At 71.5% G+C, this 15,308-nt stretch carries 17 protein-coding genes and 1 pseudogene; 12 read left to right on the top strand and 6 right to left on the bottom strand.

Annotated elements, in window-relative coordinates:
• Positions 1-42: 42 nt before the first annotated feature.
• The 4 genes and pseudogenes from ACRAWB_RS17385 (at position 43) to ACRAWB_RS17370 (ending at position 2,303) form a co-directional block, all read left to right on the top strand.
• A pseudogene (locus ACRAWB_RS17385) lies at positions 43-695 on the top strand (biotin transporter BioY).
• Positions 692-1,384 carry an energy-coupling factor ABC transporter ATP-binding protein gene (locus ACRAWB_RS17380; protein WP_431354463.1) on the top strand — a complete coding sequence of 231 codons (693 nt, stop codon included), beginning with the start codon at positions 692-694 and terminating at the stop codon, positions 1,382-1,384. Before ACRAWB_RS17385 ends, ACRAWB_RS17380 begins: the two are co-directional and overlap by 4 nt.
• On the top strand, positions 1,378-1,989 hold the full coding sequence (locus ACRAWB_RS17375; protein ID WP_431354462.1) for an energy-coupling factor transporter transmembrane component T: 612 nt from the start codon (positions 1,378-1,380) through the stop codon (positions 1,987-1,989). Before ACRAWB_RS17380 ends, ACRAWB_RS17375 begins: the two co-directional genes overlap by 7 nt.
• A complete protein-coding gene (locus tag ACRAWB_RS17370) occupies positions 1,986-2,303 on the top strand; it encodes a CHY zinc finger protein (protein ID WP_431354461.1) in 318 nt (105 codons plus the stop codon). Before ACRAWB_RS17375 ends, ACRAWB_RS17370 begins: the two co-directional genes overlap by 4 nt.
• 83 nt (positions 2,304-2,386) lie before the next feature.
• On the opposite strand, the gene ACRAWB_RS17365 is transcribed toward ACRAWB_RS17370, so the two are convergent.
• The gene (locus ACRAWB_RS17365; protein WP_431354460.1) at positions 2,387-7,156 is read right to left on the bottom strand and encodes an ExeM/NucH family extracellular endonuclease; all 4,770 of its coding nucleotides are present in this window, start codon (positions 7,154-7,156) and stop codon (positions 2,387-2,389) included.
• A 166-nt stretch (positions 7,157-7,322) separates the two neighbouring features.
• Here ACRAWB_RS17365 and ACRAWB_RS17360 point away from each other — a divergent pair, with 166 nt between their 5' ends.
• A complete protein-coding gene (locus ACRAWB_RS17360; protein WP_431354459.1) occupies positions 7,323-8,198 on the top strand; it encodes a LysR family transcriptional regulator in 876 nt (291 codons plus the stop codon).
• Between the two features lie 62 nt (positions 8,199-8,260).
• On the top strand, positions 8,261-8,803 hold the full coding sequence (locus tag ACRAWB_RS17355) for a DUF805 domain-containing protein (RefSeq protein ID WP_431354458.1): 543 nt from the start codon (positions 8,261-8,263) through the stop codon (positions 8,801-8,803).
• Positions 8,804-8,828: 25 nt separating this feature from the next.
• Here ACRAWB_RS17355 and ACRAWB_RS17350 read toward each other — a convergent pair whose 3' ends face one another.
• On the bottom strand, positions 8,829-9,305 hold the full coding sequence (locus tag ACRAWB_RS17350; protein ID WP_431354457.1) for a hypothetical protein: 477 nt from the start codon (positions 9,303-9,305) through the stop codon (positions 8,829-8,831).
• Positions 9,306-9,446: 141 nt separating this feature from the next.
• On the opposite strand from ACRAWB_RS17350, the gene ACRAWB_RS17345 reads away from it, so the two are divergent.
• Genes ACRAWB_RS17345 through ACRAWB_RS17335 form a run of 3 tightly spaced genes read left to right on the top strand, consistent with a single transcriptional unit; the run spans position 9,447 to position 11,267 of the window.
• The gene (locus ACRAWB_RS17345) at positions 9,447-10,634 is read left to right on the top strand and encodes a toxic anion resistance protein (protein ID WP_431354456.1); all 1,188 of its coding nucleotides are present in this window, start codon (positions 9,447-9,449) and stop codon (positions 10,632-10,634) included.
• 35 nt (positions 10,635-10,669) lie between these two features.
• Positions 10,670-11,050 carry a DUF2200 domain-containing protein gene (locus tag ACRAWB_RS17340; RefSeq protein ID WP_431354455.1) on the top strand — a complete coding sequence of 127 codons (381 nt, stop codon included), beginning with the start codon at positions 10,670-10,672 and terminating at the stop codon, positions 11,048-11,050.
• A 43-nt stretch (positions 11,051-11,093) separates the two neighbouring features.
• Positions 11,094-11,267 carry a hypothetical protein gene (locus ACRAWB_RS17335; protein ID WP_431354454.1) on the top strand — a complete coding sequence of 58 codons (174 nt, stop codon included), beginning with the start codon at positions 11,094-11,096 and terminating at the stop codon, positions 11,265-11,267.
• A 14-nt stretch (positions 11,268-11,281) separates the two neighbouring features.
• On the opposite strand, the gene ACRAWB_RS17330 is transcribed toward ACRAWB_RS17335, so the two are convergent.
• From ACRAWB_RS17330 to ACRAWB_RS17315, 4 genes are read right to left on the bottom strand one after another with little or no spacing between them, the layout of a single operon-like run.
• Positions 11,282-11,941, bottom strand: coding sequence for a methyltransferase domain-containing protein (locus ACRAWB_RS17330; protein WP_431354453.1), 660 nt, complete (start codon positions 11,939-11,941; stop codon positions 11,282-11,284).
• Positions 11,942-11,993: 52 nt separating this feature from the next.
• Positions 11,994-13,004, bottom strand: coding sequence for an alpha/beta fold hydrolase (locus tag ACRAWB_RS17325; RefSeq protein ID WP_431354452.1), 1,011 nt, complete (start codon positions 13,002-13,004; stop codon positions 11,994-11,996).
• A gap of 23 nt (positions 13,005-13,027) precedes the next feature.
• Positions 13,028-13,762 (bottom strand): NAD(P)H-dependent flavin oxidoreductase, encoded by a 735-nt coding sequence (locus tag ACRAWB_RS17320; RefSeq protein WP_431354451.1) that lies wholly within the window; start codon positions 13,760-13,762, stop codon positions 13,028-13,030.
• Positions 13,696-14,094: a nitronate monooxygenase gene (locus ACRAWB_RS17315; protein ID WP_431354450.1), complete on the bottom strand. Its 399-nt coding sequence runs from the start codon at positions 14,092-14,094 to the stop codon at positions 13,696-13,698. Before ACRAWB_RS17315 ends, ACRAWB_RS17320 begins: the two co-directional genes overlap by 67 nt.
• Before the next feature lie 84 nt (positions 14,095-14,178).
• Between ACRAWB_RS17315 and ACRAWB_RS17310 the strand changes: the two genes are divergently transcribed.
• From ACRAWB_RS17310 to ACRAWB_RS17300, 3 genes are read left to right on the top strand one after another with little or no spacing between them, the layout of a single operon-like run.
• Entirely contained in the window at positions 14,179-14,592 is a 414-nt protein-coding gene (locus tag ACRAWB_RS17310; RefSeq protein ID WP_431354449.1) for an arsenate reductase ArsC, read from the top strand.
• 35 nt (positions 14,593-14,627) lie between these two features.
• A complete protein-coding gene (locus ACRAWB_RS17305) occupies positions 14,628-14,837 on the top strand; it encodes a hypothetical protein (protein ID WP_363805487.1) in 210 nt (69 codons plus the stop codon).
• On the top strand, positions 14,834-15,274 hold the full coding sequence (locus ACRAWB_RS17300; RefSeq protein ID WP_431354448.1) for a MarR family winged helix-turn-helix transcriptional regulator: 441 nt from the start codon (positions 14,834-14,836) through the stop codon (positions 15,272-15,274). Before ACRAWB_RS17305 ends, ACRAWB_RS17300 begins: the two co-directional genes overlap by 4 nt.
• The last annotated feature ends 34 nt before the right edge of the window (positions 15,275-15,308 follow it).

The raw sequence follows: 15,308 nt of genomic DNA, 5'->3' as shown, positions 1-15,308 counted from the left end.
GAACGCTGTTCAGGTGAACACCGTTCAGGTAAGGATGCTCCCGTGACCCTCTCCACCCCCGCCCGCCGCAGGCTCGACGCCACCGACCTCGCCCGCGTCGCCGTCTTCGCCGCGATCGTCGCCGTCCTCGGCCTCCCCGGCGGCATCAGCGTCTTCGGCTCGGTGCCCATCACCGCGCAGACCCTCGGCGTGATGCTGGCCGGCGCCATCCTGGGCCCGTGGCTCGGCGCGCTCTCGATGGCCGTCCTCCTCGCGCTCGTCGCCCTCGGCCTCCCCTCCTCTCCGGCGGCACCGGCGGCCTCGGAGTGTTCGTCGGTCCGACCGCCGGCTACCTGTTCGGCTGGATCGTCGGGGCGTTCGTGATCGGCCTCATCGTCCACGCGGGCAACCGGAAGCCGGTGTGGTGGCGCACGCTGCTCGGGATGGTCGTGGGCGGCATCCTCGTCGTCTACGCGTTCGGCGTGCCCGTGACGAGCCTGGTGCTGCGGCTGCCGCTGGACGTGATCGCGAAGTCCGCCCTGGTGTTCGTGCCGGGCGACCTGGCCAAGGCGGTGATCGCGACCGCGATCGTGATGACCCTGGTGCGCGCGTACCCGCGGGCCTTCCGGCGGAACTGGGTGACGCCGCGCCCGGCGACGGCGCCCACCGCCGAGGCCTCCACCCCGTCGGAGCCGGCCGAGCCCCGGGTGCCGTGACGCCGCGCGCGCTCGTGCTCGACGGGGTCGGCGTGCGCCTGGGCGACGTGGACGCCCTGCGCGGCGTCGACCTCGACCTCGACGCGCGGACCATCGCGGTCATCGGCGAGAACGGCTCCGGCAAGTCGACCTTCGCGCGCCTGGCCGCCGGGCTGGTCGCCCCGACCGCCGGCACCGCGCGCATCCTGGGCCTGGACCCGGCGCGGCAGGCGACCGAGCTGCGCCGTCGCGTGGCCGTGGTGTTCAGCAACCCCGACGCGCAGATCGTCATGCCGACGGTCGCGGAGGACGTCGCATTCTCCCTGCGCCCCGACCGGCTGGGCCGGGAGGAGACCCGGCGGCGGGTGGAGGACACGCTCGCGCGCTTCGGGCTCTCGGAGCTGCGCGAGCGGTCGTCGCACGAGCTCTCGGGCGGCCAGAAGCAGCTGCTCGCGCTGGCCGGGGCCTTCGTGCGCCGGCCCGAGCTGGTGATCGCCGACGAGCCGACAACGTACCTCGACGCGCGCAACGCACGACTCGTCGCGGATCACCTCCTGGCCGACGCCGGCCACCGGCTCGTGCTGGTGACGCACGACCTCGCGCTGGCGGCACGCTGCGACGTCGCCCTGCTGTTCGCGGGCGGCGCGGTCGCGGCGGTGGGGCGTCCGGCGGACGTCATCGCCGAGTACGAGACGGTGCTCGCGTGCTGAGCCTCTACCGGCCGGGGAACGGCATCCTGCACCGGATGCCCGCCGGGCCGAAGCTGCTGCTCCTGCTGGTGCTGGTGCTCGCGGTGTCGCTCCTTCCCTCGCACTGGTGGTCGGCCGCCGTCGCCGCCGGTGTCGTCGTGGTCGTCTACGCCTGCGCCGGGTTGCGCGACGGCCTGCTCGGGATGCGCGAGCTGGCCCGGCAGACGGTGGCGCTCCGCTGGCTGATCATCGTCACCCTGGCGTTGCAGCTGATCTTCCTGGGGCCCGAGGCGGCCGTCGCCAACACGACCCGGGTCACCGCCGCGGTGCTGCTGGCCGGTCTCCTGTCCCTGACCACCCGTGTGACCGACCTGCTGGACGCGGTGGAGCGTGGGCTGCGCCCGCTCGACCGGCTGCGGTTCGACTCCGAACGCGCCGCCGTTCTGCTGACCGTGACGATCACGACGGTCCCGGTGCTCGCACGCCTCGCAGGCGAGGTGCGGGAGGCGCAGCGCGCTCGCGGCGTCCGGCCGGGCGTACGCTTCTTCGCGGTGCCGTTCCTCATCCTGTCGCTCAAGCACGCCGACCAGCTCGGCGAGGCGCTGTCCGCGCGGGGTGTGCGATGAGCCGCCCGCGCGTCCTCGGGCCGGTCGTCGACGACGAGACCCGCTGCATCCACTACCACTCGCCGCTCGACGTGATCGCGATCCGCTTCGCGTGCTGCGGCGAGTACTACCCGTGCCACCTCTGCCACGCCGAGGCCGCCGACCACCCCGCCCGCCAGTGGCCCATCGCCGACCGCGACCGCGAGGCCGTCCTCTGCGGCGTCTGCGGCAGCGAGCTGACCATCGCCGAGTACCTGGCCGCCGAGTCCTGCCCTCGCTGCGCCGCCCCCTTCAACCCCGGCTGCCATCTCCACCCCCTCTACTTCGAGGTCTGACGCAGCCCGCGAGCACAGGAAAAACGTCGCCGATCGGGCTGATCGGCGACGTTTTCCCTGTGCTCGGCGGCTAGGCGATCAGGTCAGAACCAGCTGAAGATGCGGTCCAGGAGGTCGATGAGCCAGTCGAGGGCCGGGATGCCCGTCGAGGGCTTGTCGGCCTTGACCTTGAGCGTGGTCCAGCCCACGACCCCGTTGGACGCGTTCTGCACGGACAGCTTGTGCTGGCCGTTGCCGGCGTCCTTCGGGAGCGTGACCTTCACCACGCCGTCGGCCGGGACCTGCACCCAGCCGCCGCTGATGTTCTGCGGCTTCGAGTACAGCCACACCGAGACCCATTCGCCGGCGTGCTTCGCGCCGACGGCGACCAGGACGGTGTCGCCCGGACGGTAGGTGTCCTTGTCGACGGTGACCTTGTCCTCGAGCGCCTTGGTGAGCGCCGACTCCTTGGCCGCCTTCGGGTCGGTGCCCGGCTTCGGGTTCGTCGGGGCGTCCGCCACGGCGAGCGGGACGCGGACCGTCGTTCCCGAGTCCGGAGCGGTCAGCACGAGGGTGCTCGCACCGGCGGCGTCGGCCGGGACGGTGAACGTCACGGTCGCGTTGCCGGCCGCGTCCACCGGCGCGCTGCCGAGGGCGGTCGTGCCGTTCCAGGAGAGGTCGAGCTTCGTGTTCGCCGGGCTGCCGAGCGAGGTGAGGTTCAGCTTGGACACCTGGAGGGTGACCAGCTGACCGCGCTGCAGGGTGCCGGTCGGCACGCCGCTCACGCCGACGCCGAGCTTTTCGAAGCTGGGCGAGAGCGGGCTGTTCTTCTGGATGTAGCTGATCCAGGCGTCCCGGTCGATGAGGCCCGAGTCCTTGGTGTTGGTCCCGGCCGCGAAGGCGCGGAAGTTGTCACCGCCCTGGAGGAGGAACGAGAACGACCCGATCCGGTAGGACTTCGCCGGGTCGATCGGCGCACCGTTCACCAGGATGCTGGTGATGCGGTCGCCCTCCGGCCGGCTGGCGTCGTACGTGTAGTGGACGTTCTTCGACAGCCCCAGGTTGAGGAACGGCCGGCTCGGAACGTTGCCCTGCGCGTCCCGCTGCCACTGCTGCTCCAGCGCCTGCTTGAACTGCGCCCCGGTGAGGGTCGTGGTCCACAGGTTGTTCACGAACGGCAGCACCGCGTTGGCCTGGGCGTAGGTGACCGATCCGTCGGTGCCGTACAGCAGCTCCGCACGCAGGCCGCCCGGGTTCACGACGCCGATCTCGGCGCCGCCCTGGTCGGCCGGCGACAGCGTCGCCAGCAGCGAGTCGGCCACGAGGTTGCCCAGGGTGGACTCGCTCGACCGGTCGTCGCGGGCGCCGTTCAGGTAGGCGGTGGTGATGTCCTTCGTCACCGAGCCGACCTTCTGGTTGCCGATGACCGCCGCGTCGGCGAGCGCCTTGTCGACGATCGTCTTCACGGCCGCGACCCGCGGGTACGCGGCGACCAGTGCACTGTCGGCGTCGGTCGTGCGGGCGACGTTGCGGGCGGTGTACGCGGTGACCCCGTCGGTCTCCGGGTCCACCGTCAGCGTGATCTGCCCGATGTTCTCGCCGTAGCTGCCGGTCTGGAGGATCGGGCGCGTCTTGCCGGTCACGCCCGGGATGGGCGCATCCCACGCGTACTGCTTGTGCGTGTGACCGGTGAAGATCGCAGCGACCTTGGCGCTGGTCTTGGTGACGATGTCGGCGAAGGCGCCCCCGGCCGCGACCTCCTGATCGAGCGTCGCACCCTCGGGCGTGCCGAAGCCCGCGCCCTCGTGATACTCCGCGACCAGCACGTCGGCCTCGCCGTTGGCGGGGTCGCCGTCGGTGAGCTCACCGGCGACGCGGTTGACAGCCTCCACCGGGTCGCCGAAGTCGAGCGTCGAGACGCCGCCGGGCGAGACCAGGGTGGGCGTCTCCTGCGTGACAGCGCCGATGACGCCGACCTTCAGGCCGTCCACATCGAACACCGCGTACTCCGGCAGCGCCGGCGTCTTGGTGCCCTTCTGGTAGACGTTCGCCCCGAGGTACGAGAAGTCGGCCGCATCCTTCACCCGGCCGGTGAGGTCCGCGTACCCCTTGTCGAACTCGTGGTTGCCCACCGCGCTCGTCTTGAGCTCGAGGGCGTTCAGCACGTCGAGGGTCGGGATGTCGCCGGCCGAGGCCGAGGCGAACAGGGAGGCGCCGATGTTGTCGCCCGCCGAGAGGAACAGCGAGTTCGACTCGCCGGCCTCCGCGCGCAGCTTCTCGATGGTGCCGGCGAACTTCACGGTGTTGGCGTCGATCCGGCCGTGGAAGTCGTTGATGTTCATCAGGTTCAGCGTCACGGGCTTGGCCGCGAGACCCAGGCCCACCACGATCGGGTCGTGGTCGGAGGACCGGTACGGGTCCGCCGCGTAGAAGTTCGTGACGTTGTAGTTGTAGCGGCTGTACTCCAGGGCCACCGACTCACCCGAGTTGATGTTCCAGACGTCCGCGCCCGTGATGGCCGCGTTCGCCGCCGGCGACGCGAGCACGTGGTCCAGCGAACCGGTCGTGCCGCCGAAGGAGTACGTGGCCTTGGAGGTGCGGGTGCTGACCTGGTCGACGTAACCGGCGTCGGTCAGGACCTTGATCGGGTCCTCCTTGAGGTACGCGTTGAAGTCGCCGATGAGGAGCACCTTGTCGGTGTTCAGCGCCGCCTTGCGCTCGTCGGCGAAGGCGACGAGTGCCTTGGCCTGGTTCACGCGGGAGGCGTTGGACGCGCCCTGGCCGTCGCCCTGATCGGCGTCGGCGCCCGAGCCGGAGCCCTTCGACTTGAAGTGGTTCACGATGGCGAGGAACGCCTGCGAATCCTTCTCGCCGACCTTCTTGAAGGCCTGCGCGAGCGGCTGACGGGCGTTCGAGAACGCCGGGTCGTCGAGGATCTTCGAGTCGCCGACGGGGACCGCGTTGGCCTTCTTGTAGATGAAGGCCGTGCGGATAACATCCTCCGTCGCGGGGAGCTGCGACGGCGACTTCACGAACGCCCACACCTCTCCGCCTGCGGCCGCGTTGAGCGCGCCGACCAGGGTGGAGAGAGCCGAGTCGCGGTCCTCGCCGAAGCGGGCCGAGTTCTCGATCTCCTCGAGCGAGACGACGTCCGCGCCGAGGCCGTTGATCGCCGCGACGATCTTGTCCTGCTGGCGCTTCAGGTTCTCCGCGTTCGCGGCGCCGCGGGCGTCGCATCCACTGTTCACCGTGATCGGGTTGCCGTCGCGGTCGGTGTAGAACGTGCAGCCGCTGAGCTGGTCACCCGTGGTGGTGAAGTAGTTCAGCACGTTGAACGTCGCCAGGCGCAGGTCGCCGCCGACGTTCTCCGGGGCCGCGGTGCGCGTGTTCGCGAAGGTGACCGGCTGCACCGTCGCGGCGTTCGCCGGGGTGAGCTCGGAGGTCGGCTGGAACTTCCAGGCGTTGTTGCGGTAGTCGAGGATGACCGGCTTGGTGAAGGTCACCGGCTCGCCCACGCGCACGGGGTTGTCGAGCGACAGGTACGGCAGCGGCTTCGACTTGTTCGCATTGCTCAGGAAGTTGGTCGAGGCTCCGTCGTCGAGCGTGACCGCGCGGGCCGCGTTGTCGGCGACGACGGCCGCGTACTCCGGGGTGCCCGGACGCGCGGCCTCGGTCGGCTGCACGAGCGTCTTGTCGCCCTCAGCCAGTCCGATCTCGCCGTACTGGTTGGCGGAGTAGACGTCGGTGACGGTGAACGCGCCCTGCGGTGCGACCAGCATCCCCTCCAGGCTCTCGCGCTGCGCCGCGGTGCCGGGCAGGCCGACCGTCGCGGGCGTCGGTGCGACGATGCCGGTGCCGTCCTGCTTGGCGACCGCGGTCGCGGTGATCTCGGTGAGGCCGTTGAACTCGCTGACCGCGCCCGTGACCTTCACGTAGTCGCCGACGGCGACCGTCCCGGCGAAGGACGAGCCGAACACGAAGACCGCGTCGGACGCCGTGTGCGTCGCGAGGTCGACCGCGCCGCCGGTGCCGGGGGTCTGGAGGTAGAAGCCGTTGAAGCCGCCCGTCGCATACTGCGCGGTGACGACACCGACCGTGGTGACCGTCTGGCCGGCCTTCGGGCTGGCGTCGCCCGTCCCCTGGATCTCGGCGATCGGGGTCGTGTCGGCCGGCGTTCCCGGGTCCCCGTTGCCGGGGTCGCCCGTGCCCGGGTCGCCCGGGGTGGAGGCCGCGTTCTGCGGGGTGATGGTGGCGCTGAGGGTGAAGTCGGCGCTGTTGTCGTCGGTGTCCTTCGCGGCGTTGCGCACCAGCGACTTCACGTCGGTGTTGCCCGACGGCGCGGTGGCCTTCGCGGTCTCGAAGGTGTTCGAGGTGCCGTAGCCGAGGAGATCGGCGACGCTCGCGTTGCCGGTGACCGAGCCGGTCGGCAGCGTGAGGGCCGACGCGGACTTCGCGAGGATGAGGGTGCCGGTGGTGCCGCTCGGGTTGAGGGCGTTGCTCGCGACATCCGGCGTCGGGAGCGCCTGGCCGTTCGTGCCGTTCGAGCCGCCGCCGACGAGGTAGTAGCCCTTCGCAGCGATGGATCCGGTCAGGGGGACCACGCCGGTGGACGCGGCGGTGCCGGTCGCCGGGCGGTACTGGAGGCTCCAGCCGCTGAGGCTGACGGCGCTGTCGCCCGGGTTGTAGAGCTCCACGAACTTGTTGGTGTAGGCCGCACCGGCGCTTCCGCCGGAGAGGTAGGCCTCGTTGATGACGACACCGGTGCCGTCGGTGGTCGCGAAGGCGGGAGTGGCGACGAGCGCCCCGGCAGCGAGTCCGGCTCCGGCGATCGCGGCGGCGGCGGCGCGCGCCAGCCTGCCGAATCTGGTTGACATTGTTCTCCTCGGTCGGTGAGGTGCGGGATGAGTCCGCGGGCCACGCTAGGGAAGCTGTGAAACGGGACTGTTTCTCGTGTGTGAACGTACAGAGAACTCGTACGGGGGTAGGACGCTCATTTGAGCACCGATCGGGTGACGTTCGGTTTGCGCCATGATGAGAGGCATGCGCATCGACGAGCTCGCCCACTTCCGGGCCCTGGTCGCCGAGGGGTACCCGGCCCTCGCGGCGGAGACTCTGGGCGTCTCGCAGTCGACGCTGACCCGATCCCTCGCCCGGCTGGAGCAGGAGATGGGCGTCGAGCTGTTCGACCGCCGCCGCGGTCACCTGGAGCTCAACCAGTACGGCGAGATCCTGCTCGCTCACGCGGTGCGCGCCGAGTCGGAGCTCGACAACGCCCGCGCCCGCATCGAGGCGCTGCGCGACCCGTCCGGCGGCACGGTCTCGCTGGCGTACGTGTCGTCGTTCGGCGGGTGGCTCATCCCCCGTGTGATCAGCGAGTACCGCGGACTGTTCCCCGACATCCGGTTCGTGCTGCGCGGCGGCACGGCCGACACCGTCCTGGACGCGCTGCGCGACGGCGCCGCCGACCTCGCCTTCCTCAGCCCCGACCCGCGCGACGCCGACATCGAATGGAAGCCGCTCACCGCCGAACGGCTCGTGCTCGGCGTGCCCGAGGCGCATCCCCTCGCCGGCCGGGACGCGGTAAGTGTGCCCGACCTCGACCCCTACGATCTCGTGGCGCTCCGCACCGGATCCGGCCTGCGGCATATCGCCGACGCGTACTTCGCAGCGCACGGCGTGGTGATGAACCCGGTCATCGAGGTGACGGAGCTCTCCACCCTGCGCGGGCTGGTCCGCGACGGGGTGGGCGTCGCGCTCATCCCGGACACCCCCGCGGAACCCGGCATCGTCGCCGTCCCGCTCCGCGACGAGGCGACCCGCATCATCGGCCTCGCCCGCAACCGCACGCGGTCGCAGTCGGCGGCGGCGGAGCAGTTCGCGCGCTTCGTCCACGAAGAGCTCGACTCGCTCGGGTGACGCTCCCCCGACCGGGGCGGCGGCGGACACGCCGCGTCACGAAAGGAGCGCGGGACGCACGCATGCGCTTGACTGTGCGCGCTTCACCTCACCAGAACACCTGTTTGGAAAGGACTCCTCGTGACGTCTCCGCAGTATCCGACCACTTCCCCGCCTCGCCCGCGGGCGAGGCTCCACTCTGGGCGCCGCTCTACGGTGCGACGCTGCCCCAGGCCGTCCAGCGCTTCTTCAAGAAGTACGCGGACTTCACCGGCCGCGCCAGCCGCAGCGAGTACTGGTGGTGGTACCTGGTCACCATCATCGTCGCGGTGGTGCTCGAGGTCCTGGCCCTCACCCTCGGCAGCGTCGGCGCAACGCCGAACGGCAACGGCGGCACGAACCCCGGCCCGCTGTTCTGGCTGCCCGCCCTGCTGATCTTCGGCTGGATCGTCGGCACGATCGTCCCGCACCTCGCCCTCACCTGGCGTCGGCTGCACGACGCGAACTTCGCCGGCCCGTTCTTCTTCCTCGGGCTGATCCCGTTCGTCGGCGGGATCATCCTGCTGGTGCTGCTGCTGCTTCCGCCGAAGCCCGAGGGCGCTCGCTTCGACCGCCCGCGCCCCTAGCGGCGACGTCGGGCCGACTCTCGCGTCAGCAGGAGTCGGCCCACAGCCGGCGCGGCCGCTCGGGGTCGGTGTCGTCCAGCAGGACGGACGCGACCTCGCGCGGCGCGCCGAGCGGATCCTTCTGGCCGGTCGTCACGAACGACCAGTCGGGGCTCCGCTCCGGGTCGTGCTCAACCCACAACGAGAAGTTCCAGAAGCCGCGGAATTCCGGCGCGAGCAGCCCGGAGCCCTCGACCACGAGCACGCCCTGGCGCGAGCGGAAGGGCGCGACGACGTCCTCGCGGAAGGCGTCGGCCGTCGTGCCGCTCGCGAGCGTCGCACGCTCGACGTCTTGGCCCGCGTCGCGCAACGCCGCCGCGAATGCGTCCGCCACCCGCGCCGGGTCGGCGTCCGGCACGCCGGTCACGGCGACGAACCGCGGTCCCCGGCCGTAGTGCTGCAGGAATTCCGCCGCCACTCCCGCATAGAACTCGGTCTCCTGACCCTGCTGCGTGTCGGTCATGCGCTCCTCCTCGACGTTCACCATCCGGAACGCTACGCGCGCGCCGGCCATTCCGGCTGAGCGTTCTCTGCGACCTCTCGCCAAGACGGCAATCGCGATATATCGTGTCCTCAGATCGTCGTCCGATGGGGAGGATCAGTCATGAGCGACACCCGCGAAGAGAACCTGCGGCCGCCGGAGGCCGTGCCCGAGCTGCCGGAGGAGCAAGCGGTGGGGATGGTCGCCGTCTCCGCCGAGCGCGAGGCCGAGCTGGAGACGCGCGCCCGCGAGTTCATCCGCGAGCTGGCCGCCGCCGAGCCCGGCTCGGACGCGTTCACCCGCAAGATCACGGGCTTCTCGCACCTGGGCGATGCGGAGATGCGGGCGTCCAGCGATTCGTCCCGCCAACTGCTGAACCGCCCTGCGACCTCCCTGGCCGCGGCAAAGGGGAAGGCGATCCGCACCGACCCGCAGTACGGCGTCATCCGAACCCTGCAGGACCTGCGCGCCACGGTCAGCGACTTCGACCCGACGCACCTCACCGGACGCAACCGGATGCTCGCCCGCATGCCCGGAGGCCGCCGCCTCCGGCAGTACGTGCAGCGGTTCGAGTCGGCGCAGAAGCAGCTCGACGGCATCGTCACCGCCCTCGACCACGGGCAGCAGTGGCTGGCCCAGGACAACGTCGAGATCGAGAAGGAGCGCGCCTCCCTCTGGAAGACGACCGAACGGCTCAATGAGTACGTCGTCCTGACGGCCGCGCTGGACCGGGCGACGGTGGATGCCGCGGCCGAGCTGCGCATGACCGATCCCGACCGCGCGACGCTGCTCGAGAAGGAGGCGCTGTTCCCCATCCGCCAGCGGCGCCAGGACCTCACGGCCCAGATCGCCGTCTCGGTGCAGGCGTACCTCGCTCTCGACGTGATCAAGAAGAACAACGTCGAGCTCATCAAGGGCGTCGAGCGCGCGAAGACCACCACGGTGTCCGCGCTGCGCACCGCCGTCGTAGTCGCCCAGGCGCTCGAGAACCAGCGGCTCGTCATCGACCAGTTGGGCGCGCTGCATGACAGCACGAACGCGCTGATCGGCCGCACCGGCGAGGTGCTGCGCACGCAGACCGAGCAGGTGCAGAAGGAGCAGACCTCGACCGCGGTGGATGTGGAGGTGCTGCAGCGCGCGTTCGACAACGTCTTCGCGACCATGGACAGCATCGACACGTATCGCACCGGCGCGATCGCCAGCATGGCGAAGACGGTGGACGCGCTCGACCAGCAGGTCGCCCGCTCCCGCGACTACCTCCGCCGCTCCCGCCCGAGCACGCAGCCGGGCGAGACGCAGCAGGTCCGCTAGCCCGCGTCCCGCGGTCGACGGCTACGGTGGACGGCATGGCAGCACAACGCATCTTCGCCATGCCGTTCGCCGACGTGTACCCGCTGTACATCGCGAAGGTCGAGCGGAAGGGACACAGCAAGGAAGACGTCGACACCGTCACCCGCTGGCTGACCGGCTACGACCAGGACGGGTTGGAGGCAGCGGTCGACGAGCGCGTCGACTTCGAGACGTTCTTCGACCAGGCGCCGCGCCTCAACCCGAACGCGTCGCTCATCACCGGCGTGATCTGCGGCGTCCGGGTCGAGGAGATCGACGACCCGCTGATGCAGAAGATCCGGTACCTCGACAAGCTGGTGGACGAGGTGGCGCGCGGCAAGAAGATGTCGTCGATCCTGCGCGGCGACGACGTCGCCATCCCGGGCGGCGGCCGCTAGCCTCGGGAGCAGCAGCCCCACGGGGCCGGGAAGCCGGGAGGACATGATGGACGATCTGCACGGTTCCGCACGGGAGCGCCTGACCCAGCTCGACGCCGCCGTCGCGCGCGGCGCCTCGGCGGAGTGGCTGGAGAAGCAGCTGCGCGCAGCGCTGGAAGAGCTCGCCGACGTCGAGCCGGTCGCCGACGCGGAGCGCGACCGCCGCGAGGACTACTGACCGACCAGTGACAGCTACGCCCGCGCGATGCCCGCGATCTGCGGGTTGAACGGCACGAACGGGGTGTGGAGGCGGTAGCGCTCGACCTCCACGTCGGCGAAGCCGGCGCTGCGCACCGCGCTCTCGAGGTCGCGCTCGCACGAGCATCCCTCGAACGTCCACGCCCACGGCCGGCGCAGCACCCGCTGCGCGGTGCGGGTCGGCGTGCCCTCCGGCGCGACGACGTGCTCCACGAAGCGGAACGTCCCGCCCGGGCGCAGGATGCGCCGCACCTCGGCGAGGACACCCGCCGGGTCGGTCACCGTGCACAGCACCAGCGACGAGATCACCGTGTCGACGCTCCGGTCGGGCAGCCCGGTGTCCTCGGCCGTGCGCTCCCGCAGGTCGAGGTGGACGCCGCGGCGCGCGGCGGCCGCCCGCAGTCGCGCATGCATGGAGCGGTTGGGTTCGATCGCGATGAGCGTCCCACCCGGCGTCAGGTACGGCAGGTTGGCGCCGACACCGGAGCCGAACTCGACGACGACCTCGGGCAGGTCGGCGAAGACGGCCCCCTTGTACCGACGCTGGGCAGCGTTCAGATAAGGGCCGACGGCCGCGAAGAAGGCGGCGTTGAAGGCGCCGCGGCCCGCGTGCTGGTGGAAGGCCGACGGGGAGCGCTCTGTGGTCTCTGTCATGCCTCCAGCGTCGCGACTCGACGCGCGCCGCACAGGCGTAGGAATACCCCACTCAACGCTGCGCCGCGTCCCACGCCGCGATCTGCGCCCGCGACCGCACCCCGAGTCGGAGGCGGATGCGCTCGACATGCCCTTCCGCCGACCGCTCCTCGATCCCCAGCCGGGCCGCGATCTCGCGATTCGTGAGCCCGGCGCCGACCAGCGCCGCCACCTCCCGCTGGCGCGGGGTCAGCATCCCGGATTCGGTGCGCGCGACGCGGAGTCCCAGGAAGCGGCGGATGACGGCGACCAGTTCGGCGGGGTCCCCGGCCCAGGGCAGGTGCGAGCGGCCGGGCAGCACGGTCAGGCGTGCGTCCGGGATGCCGGCGGCCAGCGCCTCCGCCTGCGCGACGGGTGCGGCGCGGTCCTCGGCGCGGTGGACGACGAGCGTCGGGGCGGCGACCTGCGGCAGGAGCGCGCGCACATCCATCCGATAGCTCAGCTCGAGCAGCGCGCGAGCGGTCTCGGCGTCGGAGGAGGCACGCTGGTAGCGTCCGAGCCCTGCGCGGGCCGAGGCGGAGGCATCCGGCGCGAACAGGTCGGTGAGCACGTCCGAGCCGAGGCCCCAGTGCGAGGCGACCAGCGCCAGGATGTGCTCGCGGGCGCTGGGCGGCGAGATGGCCTCGCCATGCGCCCAGCCGCCATAGAGCACGAGGCGCCGGACGGTCTCGGGATGCGCGGCCGCCCATGCCACGGCGACCGGCGCCCCGAGGGACGCGCCGACGAGGTCGAACCGGTCGAGGCCGAGGCCGCGAGCGACCGCGTCCACCTGCTCGAGTTCGAACTCGAGCGACGGCGGACGATCGGTGCGATCGGACAGACCGCATCCGGCCCGGTCGTAGCGGATGAGCCGGGCGCCGCGCGCAAGCGCTTCGTCGAAGGAGCGCTCCTCCGGCAGCTGCCAGCCGAGCTCGAGGTGGCTCAGCCATCCGGAGACGAACAGGATCGGGCGGCCATCGCCGACCGTCGCGACGGCGATCCCGGTGCCGTCCGCCGTGGTGACGCGCGTCAGGTGCTGCTGCACGCTCCCATTGTGGCGGCGACGGGTCAGGAGCGCGCGTCCGGGATGCCTGCGGCGAGCTCGGCGAAGACTTCAGCGGCGTCGTCGAAGTGTGCGAGGCCGGCAGCCTGACCCATCCAGAGCGACAGGAGCTCGGGGTCGCCGAGTTCGGCGGCGCGGCGGCGGAAGGCGCCGGTGAGGATGTTCTGCAGCGGGAACGACGCGCGCCCGCCGGCCTGCTCGATCGTTCGAACGGCGCGGTTGGGCAACCCTCGGGCCGCGCGGCCGCTCATCGCCCGGGTGAGCACCGTCTCGTGGGCGTCGGCGGTGCGGATGCGCTCCCGGTGCACTGCCGGAGCCGCCGACTGCCGGGTGGCGAGGAAGGCCGACCCGACCTGGACACCGGCCGCGCCGAGGGCGAAAGCGGCCGCCACGCCGCGCCGGTCGGCGATGCCTCCGGCCGCGATCACCGGCACGTCGACGGCGTCGACCACCTGCGGGATGAGGGCGAGGCCGCCGACGAGACCGCGCTCCGGTTCGGCCAGGAAGGCCGGGCGGTGGCCCGCCGCCTCGAGGCCGGTCACGACGATCGCGTCCATTCCGCCGTCGGCGAGCGCCCGCGCTTCCGGCACCGTCGTCGCGGCGCCGACCACCCGGATGCCGCGGCGGTGCGCCGCCTCGACGACCGCCGCGGGCGGCACGCCGAAGACGAAGCTCAGCACCGCCGGCCCTGCGGCGAGCGCCGCCTCCAGCTGCTCGTCGAACGACGGGAGCGGCTGCACGGGCCACGCCGGCGGCTCGATACCCGCCGCTTCGAAGAGAGGGCGCAGCGCTTCGACGGCGCGGTCGAACTCCGCACGGTCGAAGGCCTCTGCTGGTGGACGCTCCCCGGCGCTTGGAAGGGAAGCCAGAGGTTGAGGTTGAACGGCCGGGCGGTGCGAGCGCGCAGCTCGCGGGCGATCTCGGCGATCCGCTCGGGGCCGAGCCCGTACAGGCCGAACGATCCGAGCCCTCCGGCCTCGCTGACCGCCGCGGTGAGCTCCACCGACGACAGGCCGCCGAACGGGCCGAGAACGATCGGCGTGTCGACGCCCAGCAGTCGCGTCAGGTCCATGGGTCGGCTCCCTTCGGCCGGCATCCATTGCGGACTCGCAAGCGCCGACCGCGTCGATTCTAGGCGCGCTGGCACAATCGACGTATGACCGAGCGCATTCCCACCGTCCTGTTCGTCTGCGTGCACAACGCGGGCCGCTCGCAGATGGCGGCCGGCTACCTGCGGGCGCTGGCGGGCGACCGCGTGGATGTGCTCTCCGCGGGTTCGGAGCCGGGCGATCGGATCAATCCCGTCGCCGTCGCTGCGATGGCCGAGGAGGGCATCGACATCGCCGGCAGCACGCCGAAGGTCCTCACGACCGAGGCGGTGCAGGAGTCGGATGTCGTGATCACCATGGGCTGCGGCGACACGTGTCCCGTCTTCCCCGGCAAGCGGTACGAGGACTGGGAGCTGGACGACCCGGCCGGGCGTCCTCTCGAGGAGGTCCGCCCGATCCGCGACGAGATCAAGCGCCGGGTGCAGACGCTTCTCGCGCAGGTCGCACCGTTCGTGCAATAATGGTTAGCGTCCTAATCATTAGCACAGGAGGAACCATGGCCGGCCGTTTCTGGCGGTTCTACGAACGCGCCAACGACGTCGTCCGCACCTTCACCGGTCCGGCGCAGCTCGGCGCCGGCCACCCCGAGGGGCCCGACGTGCGACGTGCCGACGCCGCCTGCCCGCTCTGCGGCAAGCCGCTGGACCAGCACCGCATCGAGCGCTTCGCCGACTCGCGCACCTCCACGCGCATCCACTGCCCGTGAGCGCGGACGCGAACCCGCTGGCCCTCGAGAGCCAGGTCTGCTTCGCGCTGTCGGTCGCAGCCCGGTCCGTCATCGCGGCCTACCGGCCCGTGCTCGAGCCGGTCGGGCTGACGCACCCGCAGTACCTGGTGATGCTCGCCCTCTGGGAGAACGAACCCCTGTCGGTTCGCAGGCTCGCCGAGCTGCTGGCACTGGAGCCCGCCACCATCTCGCCGCTGGTGAAGCGGCTGGAGGCGCTGGACTACGTCATCCGGCGGCGCTCCGCGGCCGACGAGCGCGTGATGGAGATCCGGCTCACCGACCGCGGGCGCGAGCTGCGCTCCTACGCGGAGACCATCCCGGCGGCCATGATGCAGCGGCTGGGGATGGACGCGGACGAGCTCCGGGCCCTGCACCGGACCATGACGTCCGTGATCGCGGCCACGCGCACGTCGTAACCGGTTCTTCCCATCCGGGCGCCGCGCCGGGCAT

The organism is Leifsonia poae, assembly GCF_050632865.1.
Classification (GTDB): Bacteria; Actinomycetota; Actinomycetes; order Actinomycetales; family Microbacteriaceae; genus Leifsonia; species Leifsonia poae_B.
Note: the sequence above shows the minus strand (reverse complement) of the source record. Positions and strands in the feature narration are given on the sequence as shown.